15 protein-coding genes are annotated in these 15,194 nt (G+C 65.8%); 6 read left to right on the top strand and 9 right to left on the bottom strand.

Annotated elements, in window-relative coordinates; all coding sequences use genetic code 11:
• The first annotated feature begins 71 nt into the window (after positions 1–71).
• The gene (locus J6595_RS05355) at positions 72–683 is read left to right on the top strand and encodes a glutathione S-transferase family protein (protein WP_209593439.1); all 612 of its coding nucleotides are present in this window, start codon (positions 72–74) and stop codon (positions 681–683) included.
• A 67-nt stretch (positions 684–750) separates the two neighbouring features.
• On the opposite strand, the gene J6595_RS05350 is transcribed toward J6595_RS05355, so the two are convergent.
• The 3 genes from J6595_RS05350 to J6595_RS05340 form a co-directional block, all read right to left on the bottom strand.
• Positions 751–1,788: a mechanosensitive ion channel family protein gene (locus J6595_RS05350; RefSeq protein ID WP_209593438.1), complete on the bottom strand. Its 1,038-nt coding sequence runs from the start codon at positions 1,786–1,788 to the stop codon at positions 751–753.
• A gap of 94 nt (positions 1,789–1,882) precedes the next feature.
• Positions 1,883–2,413 (bottom strand): superoxide dismutase family protein, encoded by a 531-nt coding sequence (locus tag J6595_RS05345; RefSeq protein ID WP_209593437.1) that lies wholly within the window; start codon positions 2,411–2,413, stop codon positions 1,883–1,885.
• Between the two features lie 119 nt (positions 2,414–2,532).
• On the bottom strand, positions 2,533–3,285 hold the full coding sequence (locus tag J6595_RS05340) for a GntR family transcriptional regulator (RefSeq protein WP_245197648.1): 753 nt from the start codon (positions 3,283–3,285) through the stop codon (positions 2,533–2,535).
• Positions 3,286–3,431: 146 nt separating this feature from the next.
• On the opposite strand from J6595_RS05340, the gene dctP reads away from it, so the two are divergent.
• From dctP to J6595_RS05315, 5 genes are all read left to right on the top strand, one after another.
• Positions 3,432–4,421, top strand: coding sequence for a TRAP transporter substrate-binding protein DctP (dctP, locus tag J6595_RS05335; protein WP_209593436.1), 990 nt, complete (start codon positions 3,432–3,434; stop codon positions 4,419–4,421).
• Positions 4,422–4,543: 122 nt separating this feature from the next.
• A complete protein-coding gene (locus J6595_RS05330) occupies positions 4,544–5,086 on the top strand; it encodes a TRAP transporter small permease subunit (protein ID WP_209593435.1) in 543 nt (180 codons plus the stop codon).
• The gene (locus J6595_RS05325; RefSeq protein WP_209593434.1) at positions 5,083–6,411 is read left to right on the top strand and encodes a TRAP transporter large permease; all 1,329 of its coding nucleotides are present in this window, start codon (positions 5,083–5,085) and stop codon (positions 6,409–6,411) included. Before J6595_RS05330 ends, J6595_RS05325 begins: the two co-directional genes overlap by 4 nt.
• The gene (locus J6595_RS05320; RefSeq protein ID WP_209593433.1) at positions 6,408–7,763 is read left to right on the top strand and encodes a malonyl-CoA decarboxylase; all 1,356 of its coding nucleotides are present in this window, start codon (positions 6,408–6,410) and stop codon (positions 7,761–7,763) included. Before J6595_RS05325 ends, J6595_RS05320 begins: the two co-directional genes overlap by 4 nt.
• Positions 7,760–9,289, top strand: a complete 1,530-nt coding sequence (locus tag J6595_RS05315) for a malonate--CoA ligase (protein ID WP_209593432.1) — start codon at positions 7,760–7,762, stop codon at positions 9,287–9,289. The genes J6595_RS05320 and J6595_RS05315 overlap by 4 nt, the downstream gene beginning before the upstream one ends.
• Before the next feature lie 376 nt (positions 9,290–9,665).
• On the opposite strand, the gene J6595_RS05310 is transcribed toward J6595_RS05315, so the two are convergent.
• The 6 genes from J6595_RS05310 to J6595_RS05285 all read right to left on the bottom strand — a co-directional run bounded on the left by J6595_RS05310 (position 9,666) and on the right by J6595_RS05285 (position 15,105).
• Complete coding sequence (locus J6595_RS05310) at positions 9,666–10,703, bottom strand: FUSC family protein (protein ID WP_209593431.1); 1,038 nt, start codon at positions 10,701–10,703, stop codon at positions 9,666–9,668.
• A gap of 33 nt (positions 10,704–10,736) precedes the next feature.
• Complete coding sequence (locus J6595_RS05305; protein WP_209593430.1) at positions 10,737–11,348, bottom strand: MOSC domain-containing protein; 612 nt, start codon at positions 11,346–11,348, stop codon at positions 10,737–10,739.
• Positions 11,349–11,425: 77 nt separating this feature from the next.
• Positions 11,426–12,064 (bottom strand): DedA family protein, encoded by a 639-nt coding sequence (locus J6595_RS05300; RefSeq protein WP_209593429.1) that lies wholly within the window; start codon positions 12,062–12,064, stop codon positions 11,426–11,428.
• A gap of 367 nt (positions 12,065–12,431) precedes the next feature.
• Entirely contained in the window at positions 12,432–14,063 is a 1,632-nt protein-coding gene (locus J6595_RS05295) for an NTP transferase domain-containing protein (RefSeq protein ID WP_209593428.1), read from the bottom strand.
• Positions 14,060–14,776: an XdhC family protein gene (locus J6595_RS05290; RefSeq protein WP_209593427.1), complete on the bottom strand. Its 717-nt coding sequence runs from the start codon at positions 14,774–14,776 to the stop codon at positions 14,060–14,062. Before J6595_RS05290 ends, J6595_RS05295 begins: the two co-directional genes overlap by 4 nt.
• Positions 14,776–15,105, bottom strand: coding sequence for an XdhC family protein (locus J6595_RS05285; RefSeq protein WP_209593426.1), 330 nt, complete (start codon positions 15,103–15,105; stop codon positions 14,776–14,778). Before J6595_RS05285 ends, J6595_RS05290 begins: the two co-directional genes overlap by 1 nt.
• Positions 15,106–15,194 lie beyond the last annotated feature (89 nt).

Here is a 15,194-nt window from a genome sequence, read left to right as displayed (position 1 = left end):
ATCAAAATGAATTGGCGCCGGCGCGCCTGATCATGGCACCGTCCCGGCAGACTGTCGCTGAGGACCAGCTCATGATCACCATCTACGGGATGCCTAGTTCCGGCAACTGCTACAAGCCGCGCCTGCTTGCCGCGCTGATTGGCCGCTCATTCAGACACATCGGGGTTTCGACTGAAGACGGCGGCACGGCACGGCCGGAGTATCTGACGAAAAACCCCGTCGGCAAGGTTCCGCTGCTCGAGACCGACGATGGGCGCTACCTGCCGGAATCGAACGCCATTCTATACTACCTCGGCGAAGGAACGGCGTTTGTTCCGACTGACCCGTTCGAGCGGGCCGAGATGCTGTCTTGGATGTTCTTCGAACAATACAGCCACGAGCCGTTCGTGGCCGTCCGTCGATCCCTGATCATCTATCCACGCTTGAGTGCCTTCGCGACAGACGACCGCCTTGCGGAAACCCTCGCAGGCGGGATCAAGGCGCTCGGCGTCATGGAGCGGCGGCTCGCAGAGCATGACTGGCTCGCCGGGCGATCAGCCAGCCTCGCCGACATCACGCTCTATGCCTATACCCATGTCGCGGACGAAGGCGGCTTCGATCTCAACGCCTTTCCCGCCATCTCCGCATGGCTGCGCCGCATCGAGGCACTGCCTGGCTACCAGCCGATTACCTGGCTGCCCTGACATCAGGTGCCCGTCCGAAGGCAGCGTCCGGTCGCGTTGAAAGAAGCCTTTGGGCGCGCTGGGGCGGTCAATTTTTCGCTCGCTCACCGTCTCCAGTATCGCTGCGGACAAGCCGCGCAGGTCGCGGCGGTTCGCCGGATGCCGGCTTCGGCCAGCCCTCGCGCTGCTTTCCGCGCCGTCCGTCGGTCTCCTCGCTCTGGTCATGGAAAAGCAGGACCTGCGTCTCGAACGGCATGTCGACACCGGCTGCTTCGAGCGCGGCCTTGATCCGTTCGAGCGCCTCCGCCTGGGTATGGACGACGTCTGTGCGCACGGAATTGGTCCACCAGCGGACCCTGAGCGTCACCCAGGATGCGGCGAGATCCCAGACGAGAACCTCGTAGTTCGGCTCCTTCTCCACGCCCGGCGTCTCGGCCAGCGCGGCGAGGATCGCATCGCGCGCGACATCGATCCGGTCGCCATAGCCGATGCCGACGTCATATTGCGAGCGGCGCAGCTCGTGGGCCGTGTTGACCGTCACGGCACTCGAATAGACGTCGGAATTGGGAATGATCACCCGGCGCTTGTCATAGGTGGTGATGATCGTCGCCCGGGTCTCGATCCATTCGACCGTCCCCTCATAGCCATTGACGATGATCTGATCGCCGACATGGAAGGGCTGGCGCAGGAGCAGAAGCAATCCGGCCAGCCAATTCTGCAGAATGTCCTTGAAGGCAAAACCGATCGCAACGGAACCGACGCCGAGGCCGGCGAGAAGATCGGCCGGATTGAGCGAGGGGATGACGATCGTCAGCGCGATCAGGACGCCGAAGACGATGATCGCCCATTTCAGGAAGGAGCCGAGCACCTCGCCGAGATTGTCGCGGCTGCGCCGTTTGGCCCAGCGCACGAATAGGCGCCCGACCAGCCAGCCGAAGAAACAGAAGATCGCAAAGACGACGAGCGCGACGACGATGTTGGGCAGGAGCTTCTGGAAACCGATGACCCAGCTCTCGACCTTGCCGAGCGCGAAGGCGGGATCGAGCTTCATTGCCGCATCGACGCTCTCGGGCGGATTTCCGCCCTGCCCCGACGGCGCGGCCGTCTGTGCGAATGCTATTCCCATCGTGTGATCTTACCGCCCGTCCTGTGCCCGTTCCGTCATGCGAGGACGGCGGCCCGGACCGGTTGCCGCTCCCTCGATGGCAAAGTAGGGACGATCACCTGGCCGGGAATATCACCCCACAGGCGATGCGGCTTCCCGCATCCCCGGAAGGCTGCGAGGCATAGTCGTCGGCGCCGGAGTGGATCAACAGGGCAGAGCCGTCCTCATCGTCGAGCGGCGCCTCGCCCCCGGTCAAGCTGACGCCCCCATTGAAGACGGTGACCTTCACGGCCCCGTCGATGGCGGTCACGTTGGGCATGTCGCCGGCATGCGGCCCCGCCTCCATGAGATAGCCGTGATCGGCGCCGGACGGATTGTAATGGCCGCCGGCCGAGGTGAAGTCGCCGTCGCAGGCGCCGGTCTCGTGAATATGGAAGCCGTGGACGCCATCGGGCAGATTCTGAAGATCGGTCTCGATGATGACGCCGTGGGCCGTCGGCACGACCGAGGCCGTGCCCATGGATGTCCCGTCAGTGCCCTTGAGCTCGACTTTCTTGGCGTCGCCCATGTCGGGCGTCGTCTGCGCCAGAGCGGGACCTGCCGCGAGCAGCATGGGGATCACGGCGGCGGCCAAAAATTTCTGCATGGACGGTCTTCCTTACGAGATCGGTGAACAGTGATTCAGACTGATCGGCTCAGTGAGGAAGTAGCTTCGGGTTCGGCCGCACCAACCGGCAGGCATCTGTCACAAAGCCGTGACCGCTCTCAGTCGCCCTTCGGCTTCAGACTGGCGACAAGATCGGCGAAGCGCTCTCCCTGAACGGTGATGTGAGCCTTCAGCTCGGCCTCCGCCCGCTCCCCGTCGCTCGCTTCGATGGCCGCGACGATCCGGCGGTGCTCCGCCAGCGATTGCCGCATACGCTGAGGGACGCGCAATTGGAGGCGCCGGAACGCCTTCAGCCGCTGATGCAGGCGCCTCGCCTCGCCGGCAAGAAACCTGTTGCCGCAAGCGTCGTAGATCGCCTCGTGAAACCGCTCGTTCTCGTAATAATAGGCGTCCGACGCGTCGTCCGCGTCACGCGCCGCGGCGCTTTCACAGGCGAGGAGCGCCACCTGAAGCTTTGCCCGCCCGGCCGCGTCGATGCGACGCGCGGCGAGCCGGCCGGCCATGGCTTCCATTTCGGCCATCACCTCGAACATCTCGACGAGGTCGGCAAGGCCGGTTTCGCGCACGAAGGCGCCGCGATTGGGAATCAGCTCGACCAGACCGGCGGAAGCGAGCTGGTTGATCGCCTCCCGCACGGGCGTTCGCGACACGCCGAAACGGCCGGCGACGGCCTGCTCGTCGAGCCGCTCCCCTGCCGATCGCTCCCCGGTGACGATCTCCTGCTCGAGGATCTCGCGTATCTCGCCGGATTTGACGCGACCGGCCTTTGATTGCCGGCGGCCGGCACGACGGGCGTCGAGCTTTTCAACCAGCATATCGGCGGGGATGGCGTATCTGGCGGTATCGTTCATGACCGTGCCGAGGACGTTTTCGGCTCAATCGTATACAATTACCTTGACACCGTGTGCAACCCGATGTTGGTTTCACACAAGGCTTGGAGGAGCCTCGCGGACGCAGACTTTGCGCGACCCTTTGTTTTCACTCGGGAGGAATGACCATGAAGAAATTGCTTTTATCCGCCGTCTGCGGCCTCGCCCTTTGCGGCTCGGCCGTCGCTGCCGACATGACCCTGCGGGCTTCCCATCAGTGGCCCGGCGGCAAGGGCGATGTGCGCGACGAGATGGTGCAACTGATCGGCAAGGAGCTGCAGAAGGCCGATGTCGGGCTGACGCTGCAGGTGTTCCCCGGGGAATCGCTTTTCAAGGCGAAAGACCAGTGGGGCGCCGTCACCAAGGGCCAGATCGACATCACCGCCTTTCCGCTCGACTATGCGTCCGGCCGCCATCCGTCCTTTTCGGCGACCCTGATGCCCGGCCTCGTCGGCAGCCACGAGCGCGCCGCGCGGCTGAACGATTCGCCCTTCATGAAGGACATCAAGGCCGAGATCGAGAAGGCCGGCGCCATCGTCCTGTCGGACGCCTGGCTCGCCGGCGGCTTCGTTTCTTCGAAGGAGTGCATCACCTCGCCCGAGACCGCCAAGGGCCAGGTGCTGCGGGCCGCCGGCCCGGCATTCGAGGAAATGCTGGTCGGCGCCGGCGCGTCGATCTCCTCGATGCCTTCGTCGGAAATCTACACCGGCATGCAGCAGAACGTTCTGACCGGCGCCAACACCTCTTCGGGATCGCTGGTCTCCTACCGCATCTATGAAGTGGCCAAGTGCCTGACCGCCCCGGGCGAAAACGCCCTGTGGTTCATGTATGAGCCGATCCTGATGTCGAAGCGCTCCTTCGAGCGCCTGGACGACAAGCAGAAAGAGGCCGTGATGGCCGCGGGCAAGGTCGCGCAGGACTATTTCGCCGGCGAGGCCAAGGACCTCGATCAGAAACTCGTCGACGTCTACAAGGAGAACGGCGTCGAGGTCACGACGATGTCCAAGGAAAACTATGACGCCTGGCTGAAGATCGCCAAGGAGACCTCCTACAAGGAGTTCGCCAAGAAGGTGCCGAACGGCCAGAAGCTGATCGACGAGGCGCTTGCCGTCGAATAGGCGCCATCTGCGAAGCACCAGGAGCCGCGGCGCACCGACGCCGCGCTCCGCTCTCGGGGTGATGTGACGGCGGGTTTCAGGCCTCGCCGCCTCGATCACCCGCCTTTATTCAGGGACCTTCAATGCGCCTCTACATTTCGGCGGTTTCGGCGATCTCGCGCGGTCTCGGCGTTCTCGCCGCAGTCCTGCTTCTGTCCGCCGTCCTGTCCGTCAGCCACATGGTCTTCGTGCGCTATGCGCTCGGATGGTCGACGGTCTGGCAGACCGAATACACCGCCTATGCCATCGTCGCGGCGACCTTCATCGGGGCGCCCTGGGTGCTGATCGTGCGCGGCCACGTCAATGTGGACATCCTGCAGATCGCGGCGCCCTTGCGTGTGCGGCTCGTGATGCAGCTGCTCGCGGCTGTGTTCTCCCTCCTCTTCGTCGCGATGTTGGCCTATGCCGGCTGGATCCACTTCGAGGAGGCGTGGAGCGGCGGCTGGACCAGCGACACCGTCTGGGCCGTGCCCTTGTGGATGCCGCTCCTGCCGATGCCGGTCGGCACGCTGATGCTGGCTCTGCAATATGTCGCGGAGATCATGCGGCTCGTCCTCGATGGTCCCTACCAGGTCACCCATCAGACCGAGCTCTTCGACGAGACCACCAAAGAGGCCCGCTCGTGACGCCGCTTGTCTCCGGCCTGGTGATGCTGGGCGCCCTGCTCGGCCTTCTCGCCATCGGCACACCCATCGCCTTCTCCCTCGGCCTCGTCGCCATGGGCGCGCTCTACACCGTCTATGGCGGCTTCTTCCTGGAGACCATCGGCGAGCAGTTCTTCGGCTATCTCTCGCCCTTCAGCCTCGTCGCCGTGCCGATGTTCATCCTGATGGGCGCGGCCGTCGCCTCCTCGCCGGCCGGCAGGGATCTCTATGAGGCGCTCGACCGCTGGCTGAACCGCGTTCCAGGCGGCCTCGTCCTGTCCAATCTCGGCGCCTGTTCGATCTTCGCGGCCCTGTCCGGCTCCTCGCCCGCCACCTGTGCGGCGATCGGCAAGATGGGCATTCCGGAGATGCGCCAGCGCGGCTATCCGGCCGAGATCGCCGCAGGCTCCATCGCCGCCGGCGGCACGCTCGGCATCCTGATCCCGCCCTCGGTGACGATGATCGTCTACGGCATCGCGACGGAGACCTCGATCGGCCGGCTGTTCCTCGCCGGCCTGCTGCCTGGCCTGATGCTGACGATCTTCTTCATGGCCTGGACGATCATCGCCTGCAAACGCCGGGGCCTCGGCCTGTCGGAGCTGACCCAGAACTTCTCCATGCGCGAGCGCTTTTCCGCGCTGCCGCGGGTTCTGCCGTTCCTCGCGATCATCGTTGGCGTTCTCTGGGTGCTCTATGGCGGCGTCGCCACGCCGTCGGAAGCGGCCGGCGTCGGCGCGCTGTTCTGTCTGATCCTCGTCGCGGTGGTCTACGGTATCTTCTCGAAGGCCTGGAAGTTCTCCTCGATGAACGTGATCTTCCGCGACACGCTCAAGGAGAGCGTGATGATCATGCTGATCATCGGTGCGGCCGATCTCTTCGCCTTCGCCCTCTCCTCGATGTTCATCACCCAGTCGATCGCCCAGGCCATCGCCGACATGGAGGTGAACCGCTGGGTGCTGATGGCGGTGATCAACGTCTTCCTCCTCGTCGCCGGCTTCTTCCTGCCGCCGGTGGGCGTCATCCTGATGACCGCGCCGATCCTTCTGCCGATCATCACCAATGCCGGCTTCGACCCCTACTGGTTCGCCGTCATCCTGACGATCAACATGGAGATCGGCCTGATCACCCCGCCGGTCGGCCTCAACCTTTACGTCATCAACGGGATTGCGCCGGACATCTCGCTCGGCCAAATTCTGCGCGGATCCCTGCCCTATGTCCTGTGCATGGTGCTGGGAATCGTCACGCTCTGCGTCTTTCCGCAGATCGCGCTGTTCTTGCCAGACTACGTGATGGGAGCTGCCAGATGAGCCGCGTTTCCCTTCTGTCCGACCTTTTGAGTTCGATCGGCGCGAGGTCCTGGTTCTCCGGGGACGAGGCGCCGCCGAGCGTCGAGGTGCCGGAGATCGCCGCGCTCTGTCATCGCCTCGTCTCCTCGCGCGGCGAGGCGACGGGCGTTCGCATGGCCGCCGACATCATCAACGGCGTGCGGGCGCTCAGCGACAAGGGCATCAAGCGTTTCTGCCACATGCTGGCAGAAGAGTTCTCGCCGGACCCGGCCGACCTCGCCGAAGCCGCAAGCGCCTATGCCGCAGATCCGAGCCTGATAAATCTGAGCCGTCTGCAGGAGATTGCCGAGCCGCCCCGCCAGGAGCTGTTTCGGCGGTTGAACCTTGCCCCCGGCGGCACCGCCGAACTCGTCAAACTGCGCGAGCGTTTCCTGCCGGTCGTGCGCGCCGATCCCGAAAGGCTCGGCCCCGTCGACAGCGATCTGAAACACCTCTTCCAGTCCTGGTTCAATCGCGGCTTCCTGATGCTGAGGCCGATCGACTGGAACACGCCGGCCTCGATCCTGGAAAAGATCATCCAGTACGAAGCGGTCCACGCCATCGGCAACTGGGACGAATTGCGCCAGCGTCTCGCCCCTACGGACCGGCGCTGCTTCGCCTTCTTCCACCCCTCGATCCCCGACGACCCGCTGATCTTCGTCGAGGTCGCGCTGACCGACGAGATTCCGACGTCGATCGCCTCGGTGCTCGACCCGGAGCGGCCGACCATCACCGCCGAAGCGGCACAGACGGCCGTGTTCTATTCGATCTCCAACTGCCACAAGGGCCTTGCCAGCGTCTCCTTCGGCTCGTTCCTGATCAAGCAGGTGGCCGAGGATCTGAAGGAACACTTTCCGAACCTGAAGACCTTCGTCACGCTGTCGCCCGTGCCGGGCTTCGCGGCGTGGGTCGAGGCGCTGCCGAAAGACTTCCGTGAGCGGCTGGCGCCGGCCGAAAAGCGGGCGATCGAGATCGTCGGGGTCAGGGACTGGCAGGCTGACCCGTCGGCCGTCGATGAAATCCGGGCCGGGATTCTGTCGCTCGCCGCGCGCTATTTCCTGAGGGCCAAGCGCGGCGATGGCCAGCCGCAGGACCCGGTGGCGCGGTTTCATCTCGGCAACGGCGCGATGCTGAACCGTATCATGCATCTCGGCGATCCGTCAGCGCGCGGCCTGAAGCAGGCCCATGGCCTGATGGTCAACTATCTCTACGATCTGCCGAGGGTCGAGCAGCGGCACGAGGCCTATGCCGCGGACGGTGAAGTCGCCGCCAGCCGCGCGGTGACGAGCCTCCTGCCCGGCCGCAGCGGACACACATTGAAGGACGTCGCATGACCAACACGCTTTTCGACGCGCTCCTGAAGAAGGGCCGCGAAAATCCCGGCCGCCGTTTCGCGCTCCTGCCGGACGGCCGAAAGTTTTCCTACGGCGATGTCGAGACGGTTTCGGCGCGCTTCGCCAACGTCCTGACGGATCTGGGGCTTCGTCCAGGCGACCGGGTGGCCGTGCAGGTCGAAAAGTCGATCGAAGCCTTGATGCTCTATCTCGCAACGGTCCGGGCCGGCGGCGTCTTCCTGCCGCTCAACACCGCCTACACGCCGGCCGAGATCGAATACTTCCTCACCGATGCCGGGCCCAGAATCTTCGTCTGCGATCCGAAGAAGCGCGAGCAGCTGGCGCCGATCGCCGAAAAGGCCGGGGCAGCGATCGAGACGCTCGGCTTCCGGAGTTCGACGGACGGGAGCGCCAGCTCCCTGAGCGAAAAGGTTCTGTCGGCCGACGAGACCTTCGCCACCGTTGCCCGCGACCCGGAAGACCTCGCCGCGATCCTTTACACCTCCGGCACGACCGGCCGCTCCAAGGGCGCGATGCTGAGCCATGCGAATCTTCTGTCCAACGCGAAGGTGCTGCAGGAGACATGGGGCTTCACGGAGAAGGACGAGCTTCTCCACGCCCTGCCGATCTTCCACACCCACGGCCTCTTCGTCGCCTCGAACACGGTGACGATCGCCGGTGGCGGCCTGATCTTCCTGCCGAAATTCGACCCTGACGCGGTGTTCGAATATCTCCCGCAGGCGACCTCGATGATGGGCGTTCCGACCTTCTATACCCGGCTCCTCGCCGACGAGCGCCTGAACCGGGAATTGACCGCCCATATGCGGCTGTTCACCTCGGGCTCGGCGCCGCTTCTGGCCGAAACCCACCGGGCCTTCGAGACCGCGACCGGCCAGCGCATTCTCGAGCGCTACGGCATGACCGAAACCAACATGAATACCTCGAACCCCTATGAGGGCGAGCGCCGCGCCGGCACCGTCGGCTTCCCGCTCGAGGGCACGGAGCTGCGCATCGCCGACCCCGAGAGCGGCAAGATCCTGCCCCGAGGCGAAATCGGCGTCATCGAGGTGAAGGGACCGAACGTCTTCGCCGGCTACTGGCAGATGCCGGAAAAGACCGCCTCGGAGTTTCGTGACGACGGCTTCTTCATCACCGGCGATCTCGGCTTCGTCGACGCGGACGGCTACGTCACCATCGTCGGGCGCGGCAAGGACCTGGTCATCACCGGCGGCTACAACGTCTATCCGAAGGAAGTCGAACTCGTCATCGACGAGCTTCCCGGCGTCGTCGAAAGCGCGGTGATCGGCGTACCCCACAAGGATTTCGGCGAGGGCGTCGTCGGCTGCGTCGTGGCGAAGGAGCCGCTGGAGGAAGAGGCGGTGATCGCCGCCCTCAAGGACAAGCTCGCCCGCTTCAAGCAGCCCAAGCGCATCGTCTTCGTCGACGAGCTTCCCCGCAACACCATGGGCAAGGTGCAGAAGAACGTCCTGCGCGAGGAATACAAGGACCTACTCGGCGGGGCGTGAGGGGCAGGGCGGCGCGCTGCATTGGAGCCCCTCTCCCGGCCTGTCCACCTGACGGTCGCGATTTTGCGCCATTGGGATGCCAAGTGACGAATTCCACGGCGAAGCTCTGGTCGCCGGAAGTCGCCGAAGACTTGAGAGACGCGCCTGCCACAGCGTTCGCAGGACGGGTGCCATCCCCTCAACCTCGTCATCCCGGGCTTGACCCGGGATCCACTCCAAGCCGTTGACGCTGCCGCTCCGGTCGAGCATTGGCATTCTGCATCGTCGATGCCGCTTCGGCGCGGAGGAATGGATCCCGGGTCAAGCCCGGGATGACGGAGCGTCGGGAGCCTAGGCCCAACTCCCGTCGACGGTCACGCCCCTCGCCAGCCCCCCATCACCCCCCGTCCTTCGTCAGCGACCGCAACGCCTCGGGCTTGACGAACCACAGTACCAGCGCCCCGATCGCCGCCAGCACCCCGGTCATCAGCGCCGCAAGGCCCATGGTCGCGAGGCGTTCGAAGGCCAGCGTGTCGATGGGCGTCGCGATGTTGAGGAAGGCGAGGACCGTGATCGTCAGGCAGGTGATGAAGCCGGTGTAGCTCTGCGGCAGGATGCGGAAGCCGAGCGGCAGGGCGACGACGCCGAGCGGCGCGATCCACCAGGGATCGGTGGTGACGAGACCGGCGAGAAACACGACCAGCGTTCCGACGATCGTGCCGATCGCACGCTGCCAGGTCCGCGAGAAGAGCTGGCCATGGGGCGGCAGGCAGAGCGCCACGAAGGTCAGCGGGAACCAGAAACCGTGGGCGCCCAGATGCCGCTGGCCGACATAGACCGAGATCGCCAGCCCGACCGCCAGAACGGCGGCGAATATCGCCGAATACTGGCTCGACGCCGGCTCCTCGGGTGCAATGGTCGCGGCAAGTCCGGCGAGATGCGTCACCCGCAGGCTCCACAGCATCGACAGGCAGTAGACGAGGAACATCGCCTCGGGCTGATCGGTGGGAATGAGCTGGCTGGTGAAGATCGTCCAGAAGATCAGCCCGCGGATCACCGGCTTGGCAAAGCCGTAATGGCCGGCCGTCGCCGCCGCGATGCCGACCATCGGCGCGACGAGCAGCGTCATCTCCGGCCGGCCGAGACAGACGAAGCCGGCCAGCCCGGTCGAGAACACGATCAGCCCGGCGCTGCCCGTGCGCACGTCCTTGGCGGCGAGATGCGCCGACATCGAGGCGATCAGCGCGGCGATGGCGAGCTTGCCGAAGAAGACGCCGCAGATGACCGGGGGCAATGCGGCGGCGAGCAGCGTCGCACCGACGGCCTTCCACGGCATCGGATCGCCGGAGACGCGCACGAGGTCTTTGACATACCGCTCGGCTTTGGCCGCGAATGACAGGTCACGCCCTCCCATTCGCGCCGAAAGACGCGGCAAGGCCGCGAGCTCGTCTCAAGATCGGCAATCCGTTCAAGCCGGATAGATCCACTGCTCCGGAACATGCGCCTCGAAGCGCTCGCCGGCCGCGATCGTTCCCGGTTTCTCGACCCAGGCGACGAGCCCGCGCCGTTTTTTGGCGGCAGGAACGAAGCCGAGCTCGACATCCGTTCCCCCGCCGACCTTCTCGGCGACGGCGCGACCGGCGAAACGGCAGGGACCGTTGTCCCCGTCGACCTTCAGCGTGACGCCGCCCTCGAAGAACAGAAGCGTGCGCGGCGGCAGCCATGTCAGCTGCTGAATTCCTTCGACGAGGAGATTGCCGCCGATCCATTCGGGCCGCAGCTCCGCGATCCCCATCGTCTCGGCAATCAGGGCAAGCTCGTCGGGCGACAGGATCGAGATCTGCCGTTCGTTTCGCATCTCGGTGCCGCGCTCGTACCACGGCTCGCGTCCGCCGCTCTTGCGCGTGATGCCGCCGTGGCGGTCACCGGCGATCCCCTCATAGCCAAGCTCCAGCCGCTCTACCGGGCTCGTCACGAACCCCTCGCTCTTCGTGCGAAAGAGGCCAGCGACGCGGCCGGAAAGACGCCTCGCCCGAGTGACGTCAGGAAGCTGGAAGACGGGTAACGCAGTCTGGCTCATGGGTCTCACCTTTGATGCGGCGGCATGTCTTGTCGCCCATCGCGGTGATTGGAACAAGTCGAGACTTTAAGAGTGCGTCAGCCACCGCGCTCTTCATTCGCCGGCCCGGTGTCGCGCTGCGGCCCCGGATCGAAGGTGATCACCCTGTAAATGTAGAAGACGACGATCGCGACGATGATGACGTTCGAAACCGGGCCGACATAACCTTCGACAAGCGCATATTGCTGGCCGAGCAGAAAGCCGAGCAGCGCCAGAAACGCCGTCCACACGGCTCCGCCGATGGCCGAATAGACGACGAAGGTCGGCATGGGCATGTGGGCGATGCCTGCCGGCACCGATATCAGCGTCCGCACGGTCGGCACGAGCCGCCCGAAGAGCACGGCGCGGGCGCCTTTTTCGCGGAACCATTGATTGGCGTTGTCGACATCCTGGGGCGACAGCGTCAGCCAGCGGCCATGGCGCGCCGCAAGCCGCTTCATCCGCCGCTCGCCCATATAATGGCCGGCATAGTACCAGGGGATGACCCCGAGCAGCGATCCGATCGTGCCCGAGGCGATGACCGCAAGGAGCGACATCTCCCCCTTGGCCGACTGGTAGCCTGCAAGCGGCATGATCAGCTCGGACGGGATCGGCGGAAAGACGTTTTCGAGGAACATCAAAAGGCCGATGCCGAAGACCCCGAGGGTCTCCATGATGGAGCGGACAAATTCGTCCATGCGGTCGCTTTCCTGTCTGTCAGTCGCGATGGGTCGTTGCGTCAAGAAAACGGAAGGCCGCGCATCGGCGAAACGTTCCCTCGGCCGAGGCCATCGGCCCCCCGTCGCCGGATGTGAGATTTGCAGACGTTGCGGCGGCGATCCCCCCCTCTGCCTGCCGGCATCTCCCCCACAAGGGGGGAGATCGAATCGTCACCTGCGCCACGCCACTCTTCGATAGGTAAGGCCGCTCAAACATTGACGAAAAGGCGCCGAACCCCAATACCGCCGATCTCCCCCCTTGTGGGGGAGATGTCCGGCAGGACAGAGGGGGGTGCCTCGCCGCGACGTTCCCCGAAGGGCCCTCACGCCGCCATGCGCGGGCGCCTCACCCCGCCACGAACCGTCCCCCTGCAGCCGCCAGCGCCTTGGGCGTATCGACGTCTACACTCGCGGCCTCGCCGATCTCGACCTCGACCAGCGCTTCGGAATGGCGCGCGATCAACCGGGCCGCGCCGACGTCGCCGGCGAGCGCCTCGATCTCTTCCGCAAAGCCGCGAGCCAATATCACCGGGTTGCGCCGCGTGCCGCGATCGCTGGCCGCAACGATGGCGCCCCGCCCCCGCCCGGTGAAGGCGGCGATCAGCCGGTCGAGATCGGTCGCCGTCAACAGCGGCTGGTCGGCCAGCATGACGAGAACGCCGTCCGCCTCCCGCGACGCTGCGAAACCGGCCTTGAGCGAGGTGGAAAGCCCGTCGGCAAAGTCTGGATTTTCGACGATCTCGACATCGAGCCCGTCAAGCGCCGCGACGATCTCGCTCTGCATGTGGCCCGTCACGACGCGCACGGTTTCGGCGTTCCTCGCGCCCAGCGCCGTCTCGACGCTGCGGCGGATCAAGCTCTTGCCGCCGAAGTCCGCGAGGAGCTTGTTCGGCCCGCCCATGCGGCTCGAGCGGCCGGCGGCGAGCACCACGATGTCGACGGCGGGATCGCTGTCCTCCTGTGCGGTGTCGGCATCGTCCCGCTCGCCCTCGCGCGGCCTGGGCCGGGAGGCGATCTCCATCAACAATCCGCCGACACCCATCTTGCGGATGTCTTCACCCGTCACCGGAAGATCGGCCAGCAAGCGATTGATCACCCAGTCGAAACCATTCTCCTTCGGGCTCCGCGCACAACCCGGCGCGCCGAGTACGGGCCGGCCGCCGAGTTCGCCGAGCAGCAGGAGGTTGCCCGGATCGACCGGCATGCCGAGGTACTCGACCGTCCCGCCGGCCGAGCGGATCGCGGCCGGAATGACGTCGTCGGCGTCGATCACGGCCGAGGCGCCGAAGACGAGGACGAGATCGGCGTCGCCGGCCCGCCGCAGGCTTTCGGCCAGGGGCTCGGCCTGGTGAGGACAGCGCCATTCGGCGATGACGCTCGAGCCGGAGGGCGCCAGCCGCGCCTCCGTCACCCGCCGCGTCTTGTCGAGCATCTTCGGCCTCGTGCCGGCAAGTTCGGTCTGGATCAGCGCGATCCTCTTCGGCTCGTAGGGCGAGAGGCGAAAGGCCGGCTTTTCGGCAAGGATCGCCAGCACCCGCTCGACCGACGCGCCCGAGACCGCAAGGGGAATGATCTTCACCGTGGCGACCATCCGGCCGTCGGCGACCGGCTCGAACTCATCGAGCGTTGCGAGCGTGATCGAAGGATCGACGGCGTTGACCCTGTCGACGCTCTCCCGATCGGGGACGAACAGCCCCGAGGCCGCGGCATGGACGTTGACCCGGCCGGTCGCAGCGTCCGCCACCGCCAGATGCGAGCCGCCCAGCCCAGCCCCGATACGGGCCGCGGCCTCGTCCTCGGTGAGATCGCCGGCGTCGAGGCGGGCGACGACGACGCTCTCGATCCCGGCGCCCAAAAGCGTCGCGACATCGTCCGCCGTCAGCCGGGTGCCCTTGGCGATCCTGCCCGCCTCGACGCTGCGCGAATGGGCAAGCAGCGCGCCCTCGGCCTGTGCGACGGGAACCGGCCCGAACCTCATGCCGCCTCGGTCTCGCCGCGCCTGTCGGCGAACATCTTGCGTTTGCGGAAAGCCTCGATCACCGAGGCGAGGATCGCGACCGCGATCTCGCCGGGGTTGGCCGCGCCGATATCGGCGCCGATCGGCGCCTCGATGCGATCGATGGAGGATTGCGGGATGCCGGCCGCGATCAGCCGCTCCACGCGCTTGGCATGGGTCTTCCGGCTGCCGAGCGCGCCGATGTAGAAGCAGCCCGTCTTTAAGGCAGAGATCAGCGGAAAATCGTCGATCTTCGGATCGTGGGTGATGACGCAGACCGCCGTATAGGCATCGAAGGGCCGCTGTTTCAAAACGTCCTCCGGCCATTCGGCGTGGAGCGTCACGCCGGGAAAGCGATCGGCGCTGGCAAATGCCGTGCGTGGATCGACGATCTCAATGTCGAAGCCGGCGATCTTGGCCATCGGCGCCAGCGCCTGGCTGATATGGACCGCGCCGATGGCGACGATGCGGGCCGGCGGCAGATGGGCGTTGAGAAACACCTCGCCGTCGGGCGTCTCGGCGATGCCCGACTTGCCCGACCGGATCGTCTTCTCGATCTCGGCGGACAGCGGATCGGAAGTGACCTCCGCCTCGCGCACCAGCCGCTGACGACCGCTCGCAAGCTCGGTCACCACCACCGCGGCACGGCGCGCTGCGCGCTCTTCGTTGAGGGCGGAAAGAAGGGCGCGGTCCATCAGGCCACCTTCTCGACATAGACCCGGATGCGCCCGCCGCAGGAAAGCCCCACCCGCCACGCGGTCTCGTCGGCAACGCCGAATTCCAAGATGCGCGGCTCGCCCGCCCCGATGACGTCGAGCGCTTCCGAGACGACCGCGCCCTCGACGCAGCCGCCGGAGACCGAGCCCTCGAAATTACCCTCCTCGTCGATGACGAGATGGCTGCCCGTCGGGCGCGGCGCCGAGCCCCAGGTCTCGACGACGGTGGCCAGCGCCAGCTTGCGGCCCTCGCCGGCCCAGCGCTCGGTGGTCTTCAGGACGTCGAGTTCGGTTGGTGTTTCGGACATGGTGATCCTCGCAATCGCGTGGTGGCGTCGTTTTCGGCGGGGACAGTGCCGAGTTTGCCCCCCTCTGTCCTGCCGGACATCTCCCCCAC

It is taken from the genome of Jiella mangrovi (assembly GCF_017815135.1).
GTDB classification, from domain to species: Bacteria; Pseudomonadota; Alphaproteobacteria; order Rhizobiales; family Rhizobiaceae; genus Jiella; species Jiella mangrovi.
Note: the sequence above shows the minus strand (reverse complement) of the source record. Positions and strands in the feature narration are given on the sequence as shown.

Coding starts and splice junctions, on each gene's coding strand:
- J6595_RS05340 (WP_245197648.1), bottom strand. CDS start 3,285: ATGAACGATACCGCCAGATACGCCATCCCCGCCGATATGCTGGTTGAA.
- J6595_RS05285 (WP_209593426.1), bottom strand. CDS start 15,105: ATGTCCGAAACACCAACCGAACTCGACGTCCTGAAGACCACCGAGCGC.
- J6595_RS05345 (WP_209593437.1), bottom strand. CDS start 2,413: ATGCAGAAATTTTTGGCCGCCGCCGTGATCCCCATGCTGCTCGCGGCA.
- dctP (WP_209593436.1), top strand. CDS start 3,432: ATGAAGAAATTGCTTTTATCCGCCGTCTGCGGCCTCGCCCTTTGCGGC.
- J6595_RS05290 (WP_209593427.1), bottom strand. CDS start 14,776: ATGGACCGCGCCCTTCTTTCCGCCCTCAACGAAGAGCGCGCAGCGCGC.
- J6595_RS05355 (WP_209593439.1), top strand. CDS start 72: ATGATCACCATCTACGGGATGCCTAGTTCCGGCAACTGCTACAAGCCG.
- J6595_RS05305 (WP_209593430.1), bottom strand. CDS start 11,348: ATGAGCCAGACTGCGTTACCCGTCTTCCAGCTTCCTGACGTCACTCGG.
- J6595_RS05295 (WP_209593428.1), bottom strand. CDS start 14,063: ATGAGGTTCGGGCCGGTTCCCGTCGCACAGGCCGAGGGCGCGCTGCTT.
- J6595_RS05330 (WP_209593435.1), top strand. CDS start 4,544: ATGCGCCTCTACATTTCGGCGGTTTCGGCGATCTCGCGCGGTCTCGGC.
- J6595_RS05300 (WP_209593429.1), bottom strand. CDS start 12,064: ATGGACGAATTTGTCCGCTCCATCATGGAGACCCTCGGGGTCTTCGGC.
- J6595_RS05350 (WP_209593438.1), bottom strand. CDS start 1,788: ATGGGAATAGCATTCGCACAGACGGCCGCGCCGTCGGGGCAGGGCGGA.
- J6595_RS05320 (WP_209593433.1), top strand. CDS start 6,408: ATGAGCCGCGTTTCCCTTCTGTCCGACCTTTTGAGTTCGATCGGCGCG.
- J6595_RS05315 (WP_209593432.1), top strand. CDS start 7,760: ATGACCAACACGCTTTTCGACGCGCTCCTGAAGAAGGGCCGCGAAAAT.